The following is an 18,475-nucleotide window of genomic DNA, read 5'->3' as shown; positions in this document are numbered from 1 at the left end:
CCGACCGCCCCCCATGTGCCGGTCGGTCTTGGACAGCCCGGAGGGCACCCCTGTGGACCAATTGGCACTGCTGCTCGCGTTGTTGATCGGGGCGGTGGTCTCGGTGCCGATCGGGGAGCGGCTCGGGCTGCCCGCCCCCGTGCTGATGACGCTCGGCGGGGTCTGTCTGGCGCTGCTCCCGTTCGTACCGAATGTCGACATCCCCTCCGGTCTCATCCTGCCGCTGGTGCTGCCACCGTTGCTGTACGCGGCCGTACAGCGCACGTCCTGGCGGCAGTTCACCGCGAACTTCCGGCCGATCCTGCTGCTCGCCGTGGCACTGGTGTTCGTGACGACAGCCGCGGTGGCCGCCGTCGCGAGTGCGATCGTGCCCGGTCTGCCGATCGCCGCCGCCGTCGCGCTGGGCGCGCTGGTGGCGCCGCCCGACCCGGTGGCGGCCACCGCGGTCGCGGGCGCGCTCGGGCTGCCGCGGCGACTGGTCTCGATCCTGGAGGGCGAGGGGCTGTTCAACGACGTGACGGCGATCGTCCTCTACCACGTGGCGATCGCGGCGGCCCTCACCGGGACGTTCTCCTGGCCGGTCGCCGCAGGGCAGTTGGTGCTCTCCGCGGTCGTGGCGGTGGTGGTGGGTCTTGCGCTCGGCTGGCTCACCAACAAGCTCATGGGGCTGCTGGGGGACACCACCCTGCAGATCGGGCTGACGCTGCTGGTGCCCTTCCTCAGCTATGTCCTGGCCGAAGAGCTGCTGGGGTCCGGGGTGCTCGCGGTGCTGACGTCCGCGCTCTTCCTCGCCGAGCACACCGCCGACGCCGACGACGTACGCGGCCGTCTGGAGGGGAACGCCTTCTGGGAGATCGTCGACACCCTGGTGACCGGGGTGACGTTCGGGCTCATCGGACTCGAACTGCACGTCGTGTTCGGCACGGCCAGCGGTCATGTGGGGCAGATGTTCGGCTGGGGCGCGGCGATCGTCGGGGTGGTCCTCGCCGTACGGCTGGTGTGGCTGCTGCCCGCCACCTGGCTGGCGAAGCGGCTGCACTCCATGCGGGACTACGACGAGGAGATCCCCACCAGTTGGCGTGAGACCGTCGTCATGTGGTGGGCGGGCATGCGCGGGGTGGCCTCCGTCGCCCTGGCGCTCGCCATCCCGCTGACGAAGGACAACGGGGAGCCATTCCCGGGGCGCAGCGAGGTGGTCTTCATCGCCTTCGCCGTGGTCATGGCCACCCTGGTCTGCCAGGGGCTGACGCTGCCCTGGCTGGTGCAGAAGCTCGGTGTCCGGTCGGACACGAACGCCGAGCGCGAGCTGGAACGGACCCTGGCGATCCGGGCGGCCAAGGCCGCCAGACACCGGCTCAAGGAGATCCAGGAGGTCGAGGAACTGCCCGAGGACCTCGCCGAACGGATGGCGCGCGGCGCGTTCGAGATCGGTGCCCGGATCAGCCCCGACATGGTCGACGAGGAGCGGCACGCCGCGTATCTGCAGCGAGCCGAGCGGATGAAGACCGTGCAGCGGATCCAGCGGGAGATGATGTCGGCCGCCCGCCACGAGGTGCTGTCCGCCCGTAGCGAGCCCGGCGCGGACCCGGAGATCGTGGACCGGGTGCTGAGACATCTGGACGTGCGGAGCCTGCGGTAGCCGGTCGGGTGCGGTCGGGGTGTGTGCTGTCGTCACGCGTGTGGACTGTTCACGTGCGTGGGCCGGTCACGTCGTGCCGGGAACCGTTGCGGGCGCGGCCGGTTCGGCGCGGTCGGGCCGGGCGCGGGGCAGTCGGCGCACGGCGGTGGAGGCCAGCGGGAGCACGGCCGCGGCGGCGGACAGCACACCGGCGACCGCGACCACCCGGAAGCCGCCGAACGCCTGGGCCAGCGGGCCGACGGACAACTGGCCGACCGGGACCGCGAGGTAGGACAGCAGGTCGTCGTAGGAGGCGACCCGCGACAGCACCTGTGCGGGAACGTGCTCCTGCAGGGAGGTGTCCCAGCTGACAGCGGTGACGGAGGAGCCCAGCCCCGCCACGAACGCGCCCGCGATCAGCCACGGCGCGTCCAGGTGCGCGCCGAGCACCAGCAGCGGCAGCGCGGCCAGCGCGCTCGTCAGCTGTCCCAGCCGCAGCAGGTGCCTGACCACCAGCCGGTACATCAGCAGGCTCGCCGCCAACAGGCCGACCCCGCGGGCGCTGAGTACGAATCCCCAGGTCGCCTCGCCACTGAGCTGCCGGGTGAGCTGGGGGCCCAGGATCTGCCAGCTGCCCGTCTGGACCAGGTTCATCAGGCAGAAGGACAGGGTGCCGATCCAGACCCAGGGGAGTGCGCGGAACTCGGTCCACCCCTCACGGATGTCGCGCAGGACCGTGGTCCGCCGGGCCGTGGCCGTGTCCGTGTCCGTGTCCGTGTCCGTGTCTGTGCGGTCGGCGAGGGTGAGCCGCGCGAGGAGACCGGCCGCGAGCAGATAGGTGAACGCGTCGAAGGCGATGGCGGGTCCACTGCCGGCCACCACGACGAGCACGCCCGACAGGCTCGGCCCGAGGATCTTCGTGGCGTTGCGCGCCGAACCGAGCAGCGAATTCGCCTGCTGGAGCAGGGTCTTGTCGACGAGCTGGGGCACGACCCCGCGCAGGGCCGGAGTGGTGAAGGCGCCGAGTACGCCGTTGAGGAACTCCAGTACCGCCACCGGCGCCAGCGCGTAGTGCCCGGTCAGCAGGAGCGCCGCGACGCCGCCCTGGGTGAGCGCCGAACCCAGATGTGCGGCGATCAGCACGGTCCGGCGCGGGAACCGGTCGGCGACGGCCCCGCCCACCAGCAGGAGCGCCAGTAGCGGCAGCATGTGGGCGGCGAGGACGATACCGAGGTCGTGCCCGTTGCCCGAGGCGTCCAGTACCGCGAACGCCAGCGCGACCGGAGCCATCGAACTGCCGAGCAACGACACCAGGCGTCCGGCGAAGAACCAGCGGAATTCTGCTTGTTGGAAGAGGGAGGAGTGCACCGGCCGGAGTCTGCTCGGCCGCTGCCGGGCACGCTAACGTTTCGGCAGGAGGCGAAAGATGGTGTTGCTGCGGTTGAGTTCGATGGCCCTGTCACAGTCCCGGTTCGCGCTGTCGCCGATCGCCGAGACCCTGGGCTCGATGAGCGTGCTGACCAAGCCCTGTTCCGACCCGTGGCTCGACCCCTGGTACGCCCGCCACCATGCCGCGTTCGGCGCGGCCCTCGACGCCGATCCCTTCGCCAGGGGGCTGGTCGAGCTGATCGGTTCGACCAAGTACCTGCCCGGGTTCGTCACCCGCCCGCCGGCCGGCGGGATGCGCACCGCCCTCGCCGAAGAACTGGAGGCGGTCACCGCCACGCGCGACGAGGACGTACGCGCCGACCTCGAAGCGGCGGTGGCCCGCAGCTGGAAGCGGCACGACCTCAACTGGCTGACCGGGCGCGGCTGGGGAGCCCGCACGGCCGACCTCTTCCGGTACGCGTGGACCACCCATGTGGTCCCGGACTGGCCGCGCCGCCGGGCCCTGCTGGAGCGGGACGTCACCCACCGCGCCGGACTGCTGGCCGCCTACGGCTGGCCGCGCGCCCTCCAGCACATGAACCGCCGCAGCGCCTGGGTCGGTACCGACGCGATCCGGTTCAGCGACCAGCCGGGGCCGGACGAGATCGTCGGCGACGAAGGAATGCTGTTCGTGCCGGTCGGCGTGACCAGCGGCACCTGGCTGTGCGAGGCGCCGCCCGGCCGGTACGCCCTGGTCTACCCGGCCCGGGGTTCGGCCGCGACGGACGGGCGGCCCGCACCGGCGCGCGCCCTGGAGCGGCTGATCGGCACCGGCCGCGCCGCCCTGCTCCACGCACTCGAACGTCCCGCGACCAGCAGCGAACTCGCCGCACAGTTCGGCCAGTCGCTGGGTACCGTCGGCGGTCACCTGGCCGTCCTGCGCGACGCGGACCTGGTCACGGGTACGAGGGTCGGGCGGCGCGTCGTGTACCGGCGTACCGGGACCGGCGATCTCCTCGCCGGTACGGGCGGCGAAGCGGTACCAGAGGCCTGAGCGGCACGCTCCGCAAGCCGCCATGGGCCGGTGCCGTCAGCCCCGGTCCGTCCGTGGCCCCGTCCCGCCGGGCTTCGACAGGTCGGCCCCCCGCTCGGCCTCCCACGCGTTCCTCGGCGCGGGCACCGCGGGTCCGGTGGCGACGCGCGGCAGGGCGTACGGGTGGTGCTCGTTCAGCCAGGCGATCAGCTGCTCCCGCACCGCGCACCGCAGGGTGAAGATGTCCGAGGCGTCCTTCGCCGTCACCACGGCCCTGACCTGGAGGGTGCTCGGGGTGGTGTCGGTGACCGCGAGCGACCAGCTCCGGCCGTCCCACGAGGGGCACTCGTGCAGGATGTCCTGCAGCTTCTCGCGCATCAGGGGCAGCGGCGCCGAGTGGTCGAGGTGGAAGTACACCGACCCGGTCATCTCCGCACCGCCGCGCGACCAGTTCTCGAACGGCTGGCTGGTGAAGTACGAGACGGGCATGGTGATCCGGCGCTCGTCCCAGGTGCGTACGGCGAGGAAGGTCAGCGTGATCTCCTCGATCGTGCCCCACTCGCCGTTCACCACCACCGTGTCCCCGAGCCGGACCATGTCGCCGAACGCGATCTGCAGCCCCGCGAAGAGATTGCCGAGCGTGGACTGGGCGGCGACACCGGCGACGATGCCGAGGACACCGGCGGAGGCGAGCAGCGAGGCGCCCGCGGCGCGCATCGCGGGGAAGGTCAGCAGCATCGCCGCGACGACCACCGTCCCGACGATCGCGGTCACCACCCGCTGGATCAGGGTGACTTGGGTGCGGACCCGGCGGACCCGGGCCGCTTCGTGGGTGGACGCGGCATAGCGGGCGTAGGACGACTCGACGACGGCCGCGGCGATCCGGAGCACCAGCCAGCCGGTGGACCCGATGAGCACGAGTGTCAGGACCTGCCCGATCCCTGCCTCGTGCCGCTGGAGCCAGTCGACCCCGGTCTGCCGGAAGGACCCGCGCAGCAGGGCGGAGCACAGGACGAGCTGCAGCGGCACTCTGCACCGGCGCAGCATGCCCCACAGCGGAGTCTCGTGGTGGCGGGCGTCGGTCTGCCTGAGCATGCGGTCGGCCAGCGCGCCGACCAACAGCGTGAGCACGACCGAGCCGCCGAGGACGATCAACGGACGCAGTACGTTCTCCATCCCCCGACCGTAGCTGGCACCATGGCCGGGTGAATATTCTGCTCTTCCATTCGACGTTCGGCCTGCGCCCCGCGGTGCACGCCGCAGCTGAGCGGCTGCGCGCCGCCGGACACCAGGTGCAGGTGCCCGACCTCTTCGACGGCCGGACCTTCGAGACCGTCGAGGAGGGCATGGCCTTCAAGGAGGAGCTCGGCTCGGAGGAGCTGCTCAAGCGCGCCGTGACGGCCGCCGCGCCCTACTCGGACCAGGGACTCGTCTACGCGGGGTTCTCGCTGGGCGGTTCGCTCGCACAGAATCTGGCCCTCGCCGACGAGAAGGCCCGCGGGCTGCTGCTGTTCCACGGCACTTCGGACATCGCGGACAACGCATCGGTGGACGACCTGCCCGTACAGCTCCATGTCGCGGACCCCGACGCCTTCGAGCCGCACGACTGGCAGACCGCCTGGTACCTGCGGATGCGGCAGATCGGGGCCGATGTGGAGGTGCACCGCTACCCGGGTGCGGGCCACCTCTACACCGACCCCGATCTCGCGGACTACGACGAGGAGGCCGCCGAGCGGACCTGGCAGGTCGCGCTCGGCTTCCTCGAAACGCTCTGACGCCGCGCTGGAGCCGCCAGGAACTAGGCCTTCAGCGCCTTGTCCAGCACGGTGTTGAAGTCGGCGACGGTCATGGGCGCGTTGTCACTGCCCTCACTGGTCAGCTTCTTGCCGTCCATCTTGAGGCTGGGCGTGCCCGTGACCCCGCTCTTGTCGAACTTCGCGGACATCTTCATCGCCCACGCGTCATAGGTACCGTCGTTGACGGCCTTCTGGAAGGCCTTGTTGTCCTTCAGCTCGGGCACGGTCTGCGCGATCTTGATCAGATACGCGTCGTCCTTGAACTTGTCGTCCGTCTCCTCCGGGTGCCACTTGGCGGAGTACATCGCGGTCTTGTAGTGCTCGAAGGCGGCGGGGCTCACATCGAGTGCGGCGCCCAGCGCGCTCAGACCGTTCTTCGAGCCCTCGCCGCCGTTGTTGTCGAGGAACGTCGCACCGATGTACTGGATCTTGTACTTGCCCGCGTCGACATCCTTCTGCACCGTCGCCCCGACCGTCTGGTCGAACGTGGCGCAGATCGGGCAGCGCGGGTCCTCGTACATCTCCAGTGTCTTCTTGGCGGACGCCTTGCCGATGACGACCGTGGTGCCGTTCTCGCCCGTGGCGTTCTTCGGGACGACGACCTTGTCGCTCTTCGCGGCCTCCCAGTGGGAGGGCTTGTTCAGCTGCATGACGCCGTAGCCCACCCCGGCGGCTATCGCCAGGACGACGACGATCGACCCGGCGACGAAGACCTGCCGGCGGGTCTTGTCCTTCTTCGCCTGACGCTCGCGCTCGGCGCGCAGCCGGTCGCGGGCCGCTGCCTTGTTGGCCTGGTTGTTGCGTGCACTCATGGTGATATCTCCGTAGGGACTTCTGGGACTTCCGGGAACTGCCGTACTCAGGCGAGGGCGAACGCCTGGCGCGGAGGTCCGCGAAGACCCACGGAGTGCACGAGGAGCTGCGTGCGGGAAGTGCGCGGGCGGTGCGCGGGAAGCGCCCCGCAGCGTGCGGCGGGGCGCGCCGCAGCGACGACCGCGACCGCGATCAGCAGCGGCCGGAAGGCGAAGGCGCCGACCGAGCGCAGGAGCGAGGCCAGCGCGCTCTCCCCGCGCCGCAGCCAGAGCGCGGCCAGCAGTCCGACCGTCACATGCGCGGCGAGCAGCAGCCAGGGCAGGGCGGGCGCGGGCGAGTCGAGGAGCGCCGCCGCGCCCTTCCCCGGGCCCGCCACGGAGGCCAGTGGTGTCCCGACCTGGCCGCCGCACAGCACGTCCACCCCGACCGAGCGCAGCGCCCCCGCGACGGGGCCGCCGGAGGGGCCGTAACAGACGTGCTGGCCCGTCGTGAAGACGGTGTCGGCGGCCAGCTCCAGCGGAACGAGTACGCCCGCGATCGCCCCGAAGCCGCGCTCCCGTCCGGCCAGCGCGAAGGCGACGGCGAAGACGGCGGCCGTCAGCGCGGCGACGGTGGGCAGCGGCAGCGGGACCTGCGAGAGCAGGACATGGGACCCGGCGGACAGCGTCACGACGAGCGCGGTGAAAAGCGCCGCGCGAACCGCTCTGAGCTGCGTCCCTGATATGTCCATCGGGCCAGAGTCTGTCATGCGCCGGGGTAAGGGTCCCTTAAAGGTTCATGAGACCGGATTCAGGACCGGATCACGGGGCCGGATTCAGGACCGGATTCAGAGTGAGATTCAGGACGGGGTTCAGGACCGGATCACGGGGCCGCGTTCCGGTCGGCCGGGTTCACGAGACCGGGGCCGCCCGCCCCGGCCGGTCGTTCGCCCGGAGGCCGGGGACGCGGCCGTTGCGGAACAGCTCGACGAAGATCGCGTGGTCGGCCCGGGTCCGCTCGCCGTACGCGTGCGCGAAGTCCACCAGCAGCCTGCCGAACCCGTCCTCGTCGGCGGCGATCGCCGCGTCGATGGCCCGCTCCGTCGAGAACGGCACCAGCGAGTGCCCGCTCTCGTCGTCCGCGGCGGCGTGCATGGTCGCGGTGGCCCGCCCGAGGTCGGCGACCACGGCCGCGATCTCCTCCGGGTCGTCGATGTCCGACCAGTCCAGATCCACCGCGTACGGCGAGACCTCCGCCACCAGCTGCCCGGCCCCGTCCAGCTCGGTCCAGCCCAGCCACGGGTCGGCGGCGGCCTGGAGCGCGCGCTGCGAGATCACCGTGCGGTGGCCCTCGTGCCGGAAGTAGCCGCGGACCGCCGGGTCGGTGATGTGCCGGGAGGCCGCCGGGGTCTGCGCCTGCTTCATGTAGATGATCACGTCGTTCTCCAGGGCGTCGCTGTGGCCCTCCAGCAGGATGTTGTACGAGGGCAGCCCGGCCGAGCCGATCCCGATGCCACGGCGGCCCACCACGTCCTTGACGCGGTACGAGTCGGGGCGGCCCAGGCTGGACTCGGGCAGCGTCTCCAGGTAGCCGTCGAAGGCGGCCAGGATCTTGTACCGGGTGGCGGCGTCCAGTTCGATCGCGCCGCCGTCGGCGGTGAACCGGCGCTCGTGCTCCCGTATCTCGGTCATCGAGTCCAGCAGCGCGAACCGGGTGCGCGCACGGGCCGAACGCAGGGCGCCGAGCAGCGGCCCCCCGGCGGTGTCCAGCATGAACGGCGGTACGTCGTCGTCCGGGGCGCCCGACGCCAGGACGTGGATGCGCTCGCGGTAGGCCGCCGCGTAGATCTCCACCAGCTCGGTGATCTGGGCGTCGCTGAGCGCCTTGGCGTGGCCGAGCAGCGCCAGGGAGGCGGCGAAGCGCTGGAGGTCCCAGGTGAAGGGACCGACGTAGGCCTCGTCGAAGTCGTTCACGTTGAAGACCAGCCGGCCGTTGGCGTCCATGTAGGTGCCGAAGTTCTCGGCGTGCAGATCACCGTGCACCCAGACCCGGCCCGTACGCTCGTCCAGGTACGGTCCGCCCTCGGCGCTCCCGCGCAGGTCCTGGTAGAAGAGGCAGGCCGAGCCGCGGTAGAACGCGAACGCCGAGGCCGCCATCTTCCGGAACTTGACCCGAAAAGCGGCCGGATCGGCGGCCAGCAGCTCACCGAAGGCGGTGCCGAAAACGGCGAGTATCTGCTCGCCGCGCTCCTCGGAGCTGGACTGCGGGACCGACATCGCGAGTGCCTCCAGGTACATGACATTTGGGACAGCTGTTCCACCGGGCTCAACGCACGGCGTGGTGCGGGAGTGCCCCACCGTTGTCAGTGGGTCGACGTAGACTTCCACGCTGTTCCCTCACTCAGCTCGCCGGAGGCATCCACCGTGACCAAGCCGCCTTTCACGCACCTTCACGTCCACACGCAGTACTCCATGCTGGACGGTGCCGCGCGGCTCAAGGACATGTTCGACGCCTGCAACGAGATGGGGATGTCGCACATCGCGATGTCCGACCACGGCAACCTCCACGGGGCCTACGACTTCTTCCACTCGGCGAAGAAGGCGGGTGTGACGCCGATCATCGGCATCGAGGCGTACGTCGCACCGGAGTCCCGGCGGAACAAGCGCAAGGTCAAGTGGGGCCAGCCGCACCAGAAGCGCGACGACGTGTCCGGTTCGGGTGGATATACGCATAAGACGATCTGGGCGGCGAACAGCACGGGTCTGCACAACCTCTTCAAGCTGTCCTCGGACGCGTACGCGGAGGGCTGGCTGCAGAAGTGGCCGCGTATGGACAAGGAGACGATCTCCCAGTGGTCCGAGGGCCTGATCGCCTCCACCGGCTGCCCGTCGGGCGAGGTGCAGACCAGGCTGCGGCTCGGCCAGACCGACGAGGCGCTGCAGGCGGCGTCGGACTACAAGGACATCTTCGGTGAGGGCCGGTACTTCCTGGAGCTGATGGACCACGGCATCGAGATCGAGCGCCGGGTCCGCGAAGGCCTGCTGGAGATCGGCAAGAAGCTCGGCATCCCGCCGCTGGTGACGAACGACTCGCACTACACGTACGCCCACGAGGCGACCGCGCACGACGCCCTGCTCTGCATCCAGACCGGCAAGAACCTCTCGGACCCGGACCGCTTCCGCTTCGACGGCACCGGCTACTACCTCAAGACGACCGACGAGATGTACGCCATCGACTCGTCGGACGCCTGGCAGCAGGGCTGCGCCAACACCCTGCTGGTCGCGGAGCAGGTCGACACCACGGGGATGTTCGAGAAGCGCGACCTGATGCCGAAGTTCGACATCCCGGACGGCTTCACCGAGATCACCTGGTTCCAGGAAGAGGTCCGGGTCGGCATGGGCCGCCGCTACCCGGGAGGTGTCCCCGACGACCGCCAGAAGCAGGCGGAGTACGAGATGGACATCATCATCCAGATGGGGTTCCCGGGGTACTTCCTCGTCGTCGCCGACTTCATCATGTGGGCCAAGAACAACGGCATCGCGGTCGGCCCCGGCCGTGGTTCGGCCGCCGGTTCGATCGTCGCGTACGCCATGGGCATCACCGACCTCGACCCGATCACGCACGGGCTGATCTTCGAGCGGTTCCTCAACCCCGAGCGCGTCTCCATGCCCGACGTCGACATCGACTTCGACGAACGCAGGCGCGTCGAGGTGATCCGGTACGTGACCGAGAAGTACGGCGCGGACAAGGTGGCCATGATCGGCACCTACGGAAAGATCAAGGCCAAGAACGCGATCAAGGACTCCGCGCGGGTGCTGGGCTACCCGTACGCGATGGGCGACCGCCTCACCAAGGCGATGCCCGCCGACGTCCTCGGCAAGGGGATCGACCTCAGCGGTATCACCGACCCGAAGCACCCCCGGTACAACGAGGCGGGCGAGATCCGGGGGATGTACGAGAACGAACCGGACGTGAAGAAGGTCATCGACACCGCCAAGGGCGTCGAGGGCCTGGTCCGGCAGATGGGTGTGCACGCGGCCGGCGTGATCATGTCCAGCGAACCCATCGTCGACCACGCCCCGGTCTGGGTCAGGCACACGGACAACGTCACCATCACGCAGTGGGACTACCCCCAGTGCGAGTCGCTCGGCCTGCTGAAGATGGACTTCCTGGGCCTGCGCAACCTGACGATCATGGACGACGCCGTCAAGATGGTGAAGGCCAACAAGGGCGTCGACCTGGAGATGCTGGCCCTCCCGCTGGACGACCCGAAGACCTTCGAACTGCTCTGCCGCGGTGACACGCTCGGGGTGTTCCAGTTCGACGGCGGCCCGATGCGCTCCCTGCTGCGCCAGATGCAGCCCGACAACTTCGAGGACATTTCCGCCGTCTCGGCCCTCTACCGGCCGGGCCCGATGGGCATGAACTCGCACACCAACTACGCGGAGCGCAAGAACAAGCGCCAGGACATCACCCCGATCCACCCGGAGCTGGAGGAGCCCCTCCAGGAGGTCCTCGGTCTCACCTACGGCCTGATCGTGTACCAGGAGCAGGTGCAGAAGGCCGCCCAGATCGTCGCCGGTTACTCGCTCGGCGAGGCCGACATCCTGCGCCGCGTGATGGGCAAGAAGAAGGCCGACGAACTGGCGAAGAACTTCGTGCTCTTCGAGACCGGGGCCAAGAACAAGGGCTTCTCGGACGCGGCGATCAAGGCGCTCTGGGACGTGCTGGTGCCGTTCGCCGGATACGCGTTCAACAAGGCGCACTCCTCCGCGTACGGCCTGGTCACCTACTGGACCGCCTACCTCAAGGCCAACTACCCGGCCGAGTACATGGCGGCGCTGCTCACCTCGGTGCGCGACGACAAGGACAAGTCGGCGATCTACCTCAACGAGTGCCGCCGCATGGGCATCAAGGTGCTGCCGCCCAACGTGAACGAGTCCGAGGCGAACTTCGCCGCCCAGGGCGACGACGTGATCCTCTTCGGCCTCACCGCGGTCCGCAACGTCGGTACGAACGTGGTGGAGTCGATCATCCGCTCGCGCAAGGCCAAGGGGAAGTACAGCTCCTTCCCCGACTACCTCGACAAGGTCGAAGCGGTCGCCTGCAACAAGCGCACCACGGAATCCCTCATCAAGGCGGGCGCCTTCGACGAGATGGGCCACACCCGCAAGGGCCTCACCGCGCACTTCGAGCCGATGATCGACAACGTGGTCGCGGTCAAACGCAAGGAGGCCGAGGGGCAGTTCGACCTCTTCGGCGGCGGCGAGGAGGACAGCAGCGAGCCGGGCTTCGGGCTCGACGTCGAGTTCTCCGACATCGAATGGGAGAAGTCGTACCTCCTCGCCCAGGAACGGGAGATGCTCGGGCTCTACGTCTCCGACCACCCGCTCTTCGGCCTGGAACACGTCCTGTCGGACAAGAGCGACGCGGCCATCGCGCAACTGACCGGCGGTGAGCACTCCGACGGCGCCGTGGTCACCATCGGCGGCATCATCTCCGGCCTCCAGCGCAAGATGACCAAGCAGGGCAACGCCTGGGCCATCGCGACCGTCGAGGACCTGGCGGGCTCCATCGAGTGCATGTTCTTCCCGGCGACCTACCAACTGGTGTCGACCCAGCTGGTCGAGGACACCGTGGTGTTCGTGAAGGGCCGCCTCGACAAGCGCGAGGACATCCCGCGCCTCGTCGCCATGGAACTCCAGGTCCCCGACCTGTCGTCGGCGGGCACCAACGCCCCGGTGACGATCACCATTCCCACGGTGAAGGTCACCCCGCCCATGGTCAGCAGGCTCGGCGAGATCCTCTCCCACCACCGCGGCAACTCCGAGGTCCGGATCAAGCTCCAGGGCTCCCGGAAGACCACGGTCCTCCGGCTCGACCGGCACCGGGTCCAGCCCGATCCGGCCCTGTTCGGAGATCTGAAGGTGCTGCTCGGCCCGGCATGCCTGGCCGGATGACCGACCGCTTCACCTGACCGACCGCTTCACATGACCGAGGGGCGCGCCGTGCACGGCGCGCCCCTCGACATCATTACGGCGAAGATCAGTTGTGGCCGAATCGCCTCTGGTGCTTACGCGCAACATCAGCCGGGCTGCCCTGCGGCGTCGACTGCGAGGACTGGTTCTCGGACTCGAAGGAGCTGGACTGCGCGTCCTGGCTGCCGCGTTCCGCGGCGGACGAGCGATCATGCTGACTGCCCTGCTTGTTGCGGTTCTTGTGCTTGGCCATGGTGATGCCTCCTTGACGGGGATCAGGGCCGGCCCGGCGGATCGGTGCCGGGCGGACCCCAGGGGCCAGGGTCGCGATCAGATTCACATACCGCCCGGACCGCCGCATTTTGGATCATTACCGTGCGTAATGAGGGCTTGTGCAAGGCCACTTCGGACCAACTTCGGGTGGCGCCACGCCGATGATCGAGTTCCGGCCGTTAACCCTCGCGCGGTCGGGCAGACTCGAAGGAAACCCGAAACACTTCCCCTTCTCCCGAGGTACCCGAAAGAGGGTGGATCGCGTGGACCGCTGCGTAGTCCTGGTGGACGCCGGATACCTGCTGGGCGCCGCCGCGAGTCTCCTCGCGGGGGAGCCCGCCCGCTCCCGGATCACCGTCGACCACGCCGCCCTCATCCAGGGGCTGCGCGAGCGGGCCGAGGGCGACACGGAGCAGCCGCTGCTCCGGATCTACTGGTTCGACGGCGCCCCCGACCGCGTACCGCAGCCCGAGCACCGCAGGCTGCGGGTCATGCCACGGGTGACCGTCCGGCTGGGGGCACTGACCAGGAGCGACGGGCGCTGGGCACAGAAGGGCGTCGACGCCGCGATGCACGCCGAGCTGACCGAACTGGCCAGAAACCGCGCCTGTTCGGACATCGTGCTCGTCACCGGCGACGGTGATCTGCTGCCGGGGCTGATGTCCGCCAAGGAACACGGCGTCGCCGTGCACCTGTGGGCCGTGCAGGCCGCCGACGGGGACTACAACCAGTCCGAGGACCTGGTGGCCGAGGCCGACGAACGCCGGGTCCTCGACCGGGCCTGGATCACCAAGGCGGTCCGGGCCAGGGATCTCGGCGGGGTCTGCGCGCCCCCTCCCGTGCCCCGCCCGGAGATCGCCGCGATCCTCTCCGCCCCGCTGCCCGAGTCCGCGCTCGCCGCGTCGGCCGAGCGCGCGGCCCAGGCCGCTGCCGTGCACAACGCCTCGACGACAGGACCGGCCCCCCAGGCACCGACCGAGGCGGAGCACGAACACGCCGCGGCCAAGGGCGGCGTACCCACCCCCAAGGACCTGGCGGGCCTGCGCGGCCCCGGCCCGCAGCCCCCCGCCCCGCAGCCGGCCAACGCGACCCTGCGCTGGTCCTCCGAACGGGGTTGGGTGGAGCGTCCCGGCAGCCAGATCGGCGAGCCCCCGGAGACCGCGTCCCTGCTGACACTCGCCCAGCTCACCAGCGCCGAGCAGCGGTGGGCGGACCGCGAGGAGGACATCACCACGGTCGGCGGCGACCCCTTCGAGGTCGGACAGGTCTTCGCCAGGCGGTGGATGGAGCGCCTGCCCGACCCGGGCCACGTGCAGAAACTCTCGACGATGTACCCGCGCATCCCGCACCGGATCGACGGCGAGCTGCTGCGGTACGCGGCCCGGTTCGGCCTGCTCGCCCACAAGGACGACCAGATCGACGAGCACGACCGTTATGCGATCAGGGCCGGATTCTGGCGTGAGATCGACGTGCGGGCCGCGGCGGAGCACGCACCGGCCGGGGAGTAGGCCCTGTCCGGGGCGCCGAACCGGCCCCGGGGGCGTTCGGGGCCGCGGAACCCCGTAGGCTCGTCCCTCGTGAGTACGGGCAATGTGTGCGTGGTGCGCGATCTGGTGAAGACGTACCCGGCCGCGCGCGGCAGGCGCGGGACCCCCGCCACGCCCGAAGTACGCGCCACCGACGGGATCTCCCTCACGGTGCGGCGCGGCGAGATCTTCGGACTCCTCGGGCCCAACGGCGCGGGCAAGTCCACCCTCGTACGCCAGCTCACCGGCCTGATGCGCCCCGACTCGGGCAGCGTCGACGTCCTCGGCCACGATCTCGTACGGCACCCCGAGCGGGCCGCGCGGCTCCTCGGGTACCTCGGGCAGGAGTCGACGGCGCTCGACGAGCTGACCGTCGCCCTCGCCGCCGAGACCACCGGACGGCTGCGCGGACTCGCCACCCGGGACGCGCGCAGGGAACGGGACGCGGTCCTGGAGGAGCTCGGCATCACCGACATCGCCGGACGGCCCCTGAAGAAGCTCTCCGGCGGACAGCGGCGGCTCGCCTGCTTCGCCGCGACGCTCGTCGGGGACCGCCGGCTGCTCGTCCTGGACGAGCCGACCACCGGTATGGACCCGGTCGCCCGGCGCGCGGTGTGGGCCGCGGTCGACCGGCGGCGGGCCGAGCACGGGGCGACCGTCCTGCTCGTCACCCACAACGTCATCGAGGCCGAGACCGTGCTGGACCGGGTCGCCGTGATCGAACGCGGACGGGTGATCGCCTGCGACACCCCCGCCGGACTGAAGGCCGAGATCGCGGGCGAGATCCGGGTCGAACTGGTCTGGCGGGAACGGGCGCCGCTCGACATCCCCGAGGTCGCCGCACTGCGCGAGGCCGCCCAGGAGTCGGGGCGCCGCTGGGTGCTGCGGCTGCCCCCCGACGAGGCGCGCGCCGCCGTCGCGGCCGTGACCGGCGGGCCCGCCTTCACCGCACTCGACGACTTCACGCTGTCCACGCCGAGCCTGGAAGACGTCTACATGGCGCTCGGCGGCCGTACGAAAGGGCTGGTCAAAGCGTGACCACCGTAGTCTCCGCGCAGCCGGTGACCCCGGCGCGCAGCGAGCCGGAGGGCTCCCCGGCGCCGCTCGCGCCACGGGCGCGGCTGCTGCCCGCGCTCGCCGCCGTCTACCGGGCGCAGCTGTCCCGCGCCCGGGTGGCCCGTATCCCGCTGCTGTTCGTCGCGACCTTCCAGTCCGTCGGGATCATGGTCCTGATGCGCGGGGTGGTCGACGGGGGAGACGAGGCGCGGGCCGTGGTGGCGGGCTCGTCCGTCCTGGTCGTGGCCTTCGTCGCGCTCAATCTGCTCGCGCAGTACTTCGGGCAGTTGAGGGCGAGCGGCGGACTCGACCACTACGCCACGCTCCCGGTGCCGCCCGCGTCCGTGGTGCTGGGTACGGCCGGGGCGTACGCCTCCTTCACCGTGCCGGGGACGGTGGTCACCGCCGTCGTGGGGTCCGTGCTCTTCCAGCTGCCGCTGGCGCACCTCTGGGTGCTCGCCGCGGTGATCCCCCTGTCGGGGGCGGCGCTCGCCGGTCTCGGCGCGGCGCTGGGGCTGCTCGCGCCGCGCCAGGAACTGGCCACGCTGCTCGGCCAGTTGGGCATGTCGGCCGCACTGCTGCTGGGCGTACTGCCGGCCGGGCGGCTGCCCGAGCCGATCGCGTACGCACGTGATCTGCTGCCCTCGACCTACGGTGTGGAGGCGCTGGCCCGTACGTTCGGCGACCACCCCGACTGGTCCGCGACCGGGATCGACCTCGCGGTCTGCGCGGCCGTCGGCGTCGTGTCGCTGGCCGTCGCGACCTGGGCGTACCGGCGGGCGGCGGTCCGGTGAGGCGGCACACAGGGCTGCCTGGCACGATGGCAGAGTGACCGCGCCACTGACACCTCCGCAGCCGCCGCCGAACGACGACCCGTGGCACCGGGGTCCTACGGGAGCCACCCCCTGGCCGGGTCCGGCCGAGGACGAAGGGCCCGGGACCTGGGCGGAGCTGGGACAGGCGGCTCTCGTCGCCCTCCTGGTGACGGTCGCGGGCATCCTGCTCGGCGTCCTGTGGCTGTGGCTCGCGCCGCGCGTCCCGCTGATCTCCGACGGCAAGAACGTCTACCTCAAGGACTCCGAGGGCGAGCAGGCGATCGGCGCGGACGGCACGTTCGCCCTGCTCGGCCTGGCGTTCGGGGTGGTGAGCGCGGCCGTCGTCTTCCTCTGCCGCAAGCGCGGCGGGGTACTGCTGGTGCTCGGCCTCGCGCTGGGCGGACTGCTCGGCTCGCTGGTCGCCTGGGGCATCGGCACCTGGCTCGGACCGACGCACGACGTGGTCGCGGCGGCCAGGGCGGCGGGCAAGGGCGTCACGTTCGACGCACCGCTGAAGCTGGCGGCCAAGGGGGCGCTGCTGGCCTGGCCGGTGGCGGCGATGGTCGTGCATCTGGGCGTCACCGCGGTGTTCGGGCCGCGGGACCCCGAGCCGGTGTGGACGCACCCGTACGGAGGACCGGACGGGACGCCGCCGCCCGCGCCGGACGCAACGCCGCCGCCCGCGCCGGTGCCACCGGGCGCGGGGGACGGGCCCGCAGGGGCGTAGTACGCGTCGGCCCGGCGGGCGCCTCGCACCGCGCGGCACCCGCCCCGGTCCGCCCCCGGGCCTGCCCCCGCCCTGGCCCGTCCGCGTCCGGCGACCGCCTACGCGCGCCCGATCGGCGCGACCACCGCTGCCGTCAGCCCCGCCAGATCACCCGGCGCCAGCTCGACCTCCAGGCCCCTGCGCCCCGCCGAGACACAGATCGTGGTGTGCGCGGAAGCGGAGGCGTCCAGCACCGTCCGCAGCTGCTTGCGCTGGCCCAGCGGGGAGATGCCGCCCCGGACGTACCCCGTGGTGCGTTCCGCGGCCACCGGATCCGCCATCGCCGCACGCTTGCCCCCCACCGCCGAGGCCAGTGCCTTCAGGTCCAGGGAACCGGCCACCGGCACGACGGCCACGGTCAGCTCGCCGTCCACATCGGCCACCAGCGTCTTGAAGACCCGGTCCGGGGTGACCCCCAGCGCTTCGGCCGCCTCCTCGCCGTAGGACGGCGCGGCCGGGTCGTGCTCGTACGTGTGCAGGGTGTACGCCGTGCCCGCCGCGGTCAGCGCGACCGTGGCGGGGGTGCCGCCCGACTGCTTCTTCGCCTTCTTCGCCACGGGGGCTGCTCCTCGGATCGGTGATGCGGTGATGCGGTGATGCGGTGATGCGGTGATGCGGTGACGCGTGTTGCGGTGACGCGTGTTGCGGTGACGCGTGTTGGGGTGGCGCGGTGATGCGCGATGCGGTCGTCCGGAGGCGATCGGTGCGTCAGTTGAGGTTCGTGGGCGACCGGGTCAGATCCGTGGCGGGCAGCGAAGGCAGGTGCCGGATCATCGCGGTCTCGGCCCGCAGCAGTTTCAGCTCCTCGCGCAGCCGCGTCGCGATGTCCGGTGCCTCCAGCAGCCGCTGCTTGGCGGGTACGTCGAGCACGGTCGCCGCCGCCACCAGGTACGAGACCACCGAAGGCTCGTCCGGCAGTTCGGCGCCGGTGGTGAGGGTGCGCTCACGGGCCCCCGCCAGCCGCTTCTGGTACGCGCGGAAGGCCTGCAGCACGCCGTCCGCGAGCGCGCCCGCGTCGTCGCCGGACTCCTCCGGGAGCTCCTCGACCTCAGCCGTCAGATACGGGCCACTGGCGTCCACCGAGTGCAGCCGGACCCGGGCCGTGCCGGTGGCCAGCACCTCGAAACTGCCGTTGTCGCGCTCACGGATCGTCGCCGCGTCCGCGATGCAGCCGATGCGGTGCAGCGCCTGGATCGGGTCGTCGCCGAATCCGGCCGCCGGTCCGGGCTCGGGGACCGCGGCCCCACCCGGCAGACCGGGCAGCGTCGGCGCGACCTCCCGCCCGTCCCGGATGGCGACCACCGCGAAACGGCGTGGCTCCGCCTCGTCGTCCACCTTGAGCAGGTCGCGCATCATGGCGCGATAACGCTCCTCGAAGATGTTCAGAGGCAGTACGAGGCCCGGGAACAGCACCGTGTTCAGCGGGAACAGGGGGAGGCGCGCGGTGGTCACAG

General features: G+C 70.9%; 16 protein-coding genes. 8 read left to right on the top strand and 8 right to left on the bottom strand.

Annotated elements, in window-relative coordinates:
• The first annotated feature begins 52 nt into the window (after positions 1-52).
• Entirely contained in the window at positions 53-1,639 is a 1,587-nt protein-coding gene (locus OG709_RS08355) for a Na+/H+ antiporter (RefSeq protein ID WP_250303718.1), read from the top strand.
• A gap of 66 nt (positions 1,640-1,705) precedes the next feature.
• On the opposite strand, the gene OG709_RS08350 is transcribed toward OG709_RS08355, so the two are convergent.
• Positions 1,706-2,986 (bottom strand): MFS transporter, encoded by a 1,281-nt coding sequence (locus OG709_RS08350; RefSeq protein WP_329165438.1) that lies wholly within the window; start codon positions 2,984-2,986, stop codon positions 1,706-1,708.
• 58 nt (positions 2,987-3,044) lie between these two features.
• On the opposite strand from OG709_RS08350, the gene OG709_RS08345 reads away from it, so the two are divergent.
• Positions 3,045-4,040 carry an ArsR/SmtB family transcription factor gene (locus OG709_RS08345; RefSeq protein ID WP_329165437.1) on the top strand — a complete coding sequence of 332 codons (996 nt, stop codon included), beginning with the start codon at positions 3,045-3,047 and terminating at the stop codon, positions 4,038-4,040.
• 36 nt (positions 4,041-4,076) lie between these two features.
• On the opposite strand, the gene OG709_RS08340 is transcribed toward OG709_RS08345, so the two are convergent.
• Positions 4,077-5,195: a mechanosensitive ion channel family protein gene (locus tag OG709_RS08340; protein WP_266643577.1), complete on the bottom strand. Its 1,119-nt coding sequence runs from the start codon at positions 5,193-5,195 to the stop codon at positions 4,077-4,079.
• Positions 5,196-5,224: 29 nt separating this feature from the next.
• On the opposite strand from OG709_RS08340, the gene OG709_RS08335 reads away from it, so the two are divergent.
• Positions 5,225-5,794, top strand: a complete 570-nt coding sequence (locus tag OG709_RS08335; protein WP_250303722.1) for a dienelactone hydrolase family protein — start codon at positions 5,225-5,227, stop codon at positions 5,792-5,794.
• A 23-nt stretch (positions 5,795-5,817) separates the two neighbouring features.
• On the opposite strand, the gene OG709_RS08330 is transcribed toward OG709_RS08335, so the two are convergent.
• The 3 genes from OG709_RS08330 to OG709_RS08320 all read right to left on the bottom strand — a co-directional run bounded on the left by OG709_RS08330 (position 5,818) and on the right by OG709_RS08320 (position 8,883).
• A complete protein-coding gene (locus OG709_RS08330; RefSeq protein WP_329165433.1) occupies positions 5,818-6,627 on the bottom strand; it encodes a DsbA family protein in 810 nt (269 codons plus the stop codon).
• Positions 6,628-6,674: 47 nt separating this feature from the next.
• The gene (locus OG709_RS08325; protein ID WP_250303724.1) at positions 6,675-7,358 is read right to left on the bottom strand and encodes a hypothetical protein; all 684 of its coding nucleotides are present in this window, start codon (positions 7,356-7,358) and stop codon (positions 6,675-6,677) included.
• Between the two features lie 160 nt (positions 7,359-7,518).
• Positions 7,519-8,883, bottom strand: a complete 1,365-nt coding sequence (locus OG709_RS08320) for a DUF2252 domain-containing protein (protein WP_266645091.1) — start codon at positions 8,881-8,883, stop codon at positions 7,519-7,521.
• Positions 8,884-9,030: 147 nt separating this feature from the next.
• Between OG709_RS08320 and dnaE the strand changes: the two genes are divergently transcribed.
• A complete protein-coding gene (gene dnaE, locus OG709_RS08315; RefSeq protein WP_250303725.1) occupies positions 9,031-12,567 on the top strand; it encodes a DNA polymerase III subunit alpha in 3,537 nt (1,178 codons plus the stop codon).
• Between the two features lie 85 nt (positions 12,568-12,652).
• On the opposite strand, the gene OG709_RS08310 is transcribed toward dnaE, so the two are convergent.
• Positions 12,653-12,838: a hypothetical protein gene (locus OG709_RS08310; RefSeq protein WP_250303726.1), complete on the bottom strand. Its 186-nt coding sequence runs from the start codon at positions 12,836-12,838 to the stop codon at positions 12,653-12,655.
• A gap of 274 nt (positions 12,839-13,112) precedes the next feature.
• Between OG709_RS08310 and OG709_RS08305 the strand changes: the two genes are divergently transcribed.
• From OG709_RS08305 to OG709_RS08290, 4 genes are all read left to right on the top strand, one after another.
• Positions 13,113-14,366 carry an NYN domain-containing protein gene (locus tag OG709_RS08305; protein WP_250303727.1) on the top strand — a complete coding sequence of 418 codons (1,254 nt, stop codon included), beginning with the start codon at positions 13,113-13,115 and terminating at the stop codon, positions 14,364-14,366.
• Positions 14,367-14,450: 84 nt separating this feature from the next.
• Positions 14,451-15,422 carry an ABC transporter ATP-binding protein gene (locus OG709_RS08300; protein WP_250303869.1) on the top strand — a complete coding sequence of 324 codons (972 nt, stop codon included), beginning with the start codon at positions 14,451-14,453 and terminating at the stop codon, positions 15,420-15,422.
• Positions 15,419-16,234 (top strand): ABC transporter permease, encoded by an 816-nt coding sequence (locus OG709_RS08295; RefSeq protein ID WP_374211329.1) that lies wholly within the window; start codon positions 15,419-15,421, stop codon positions 16,232-16,234. Before OG709_RS08300 ends, OG709_RS08295 begins: the two co-directional genes overlap by 4 nt.
• 34 nt (positions 16,235-16,268) lie before the next feature.
• Positions 16,269-16,982, top strand: a complete 714-nt coding sequence (locus OG709_RS08290) for an ABC transporter permease (protein ID WP_250303728.1) — start codon at positions 16,269-16,271, stop codon at positions 16,980-16,982.
• Between the two features lie 98 nt (positions 16,983-17,080).
• On the opposite strand, the gene ybaK is transcribed toward OG709_RS08290, so the two are convergent.
• Together ybaK and OG709_RS08280 are read right to left on the bottom strand one after the other, a co-directional pair.
• Positions 17,081-17,578, bottom strand: coding sequence for a Cys-tRNA(Pro) deacylase (gene ybaK, locus OG709_RS08285; protein WP_250303729.1), 498 nt, complete (start codon positions 17,576-17,578; stop codon positions 17,081-17,083).
• 151 nt (positions 17,579-17,729) lie between these two features.
• Positions 17,730-18,473: an LON peptidase substrate-binding domain-containing protein gene (locus OG709_RS08280; protein WP_250303730.1), complete on the bottom strand. Its 744-nt coding sequence runs from the start codon at positions 18,471-18,473 to the stop codon at positions 17,730-17,732.
• Between the last annotated feature and the right edge of the window lie 2 nt (positions 18,474-18,475).

The sequence above is a fragment of the Streptomyces sp. NBC_01267 genome (genome assembly GCF_036241575.1).
Taxonomy (GTDB): domain Bacteria; phylum Actinomycetota; class Actinomycetes; order Streptomycetales; family Streptomycetaceae; genus Streptomyces.
The sequence above is the reverse complement of the archived record's forward strand: the minus strand, read 5'-3'. Positions and strand labels throughout refer to the sequence as shown.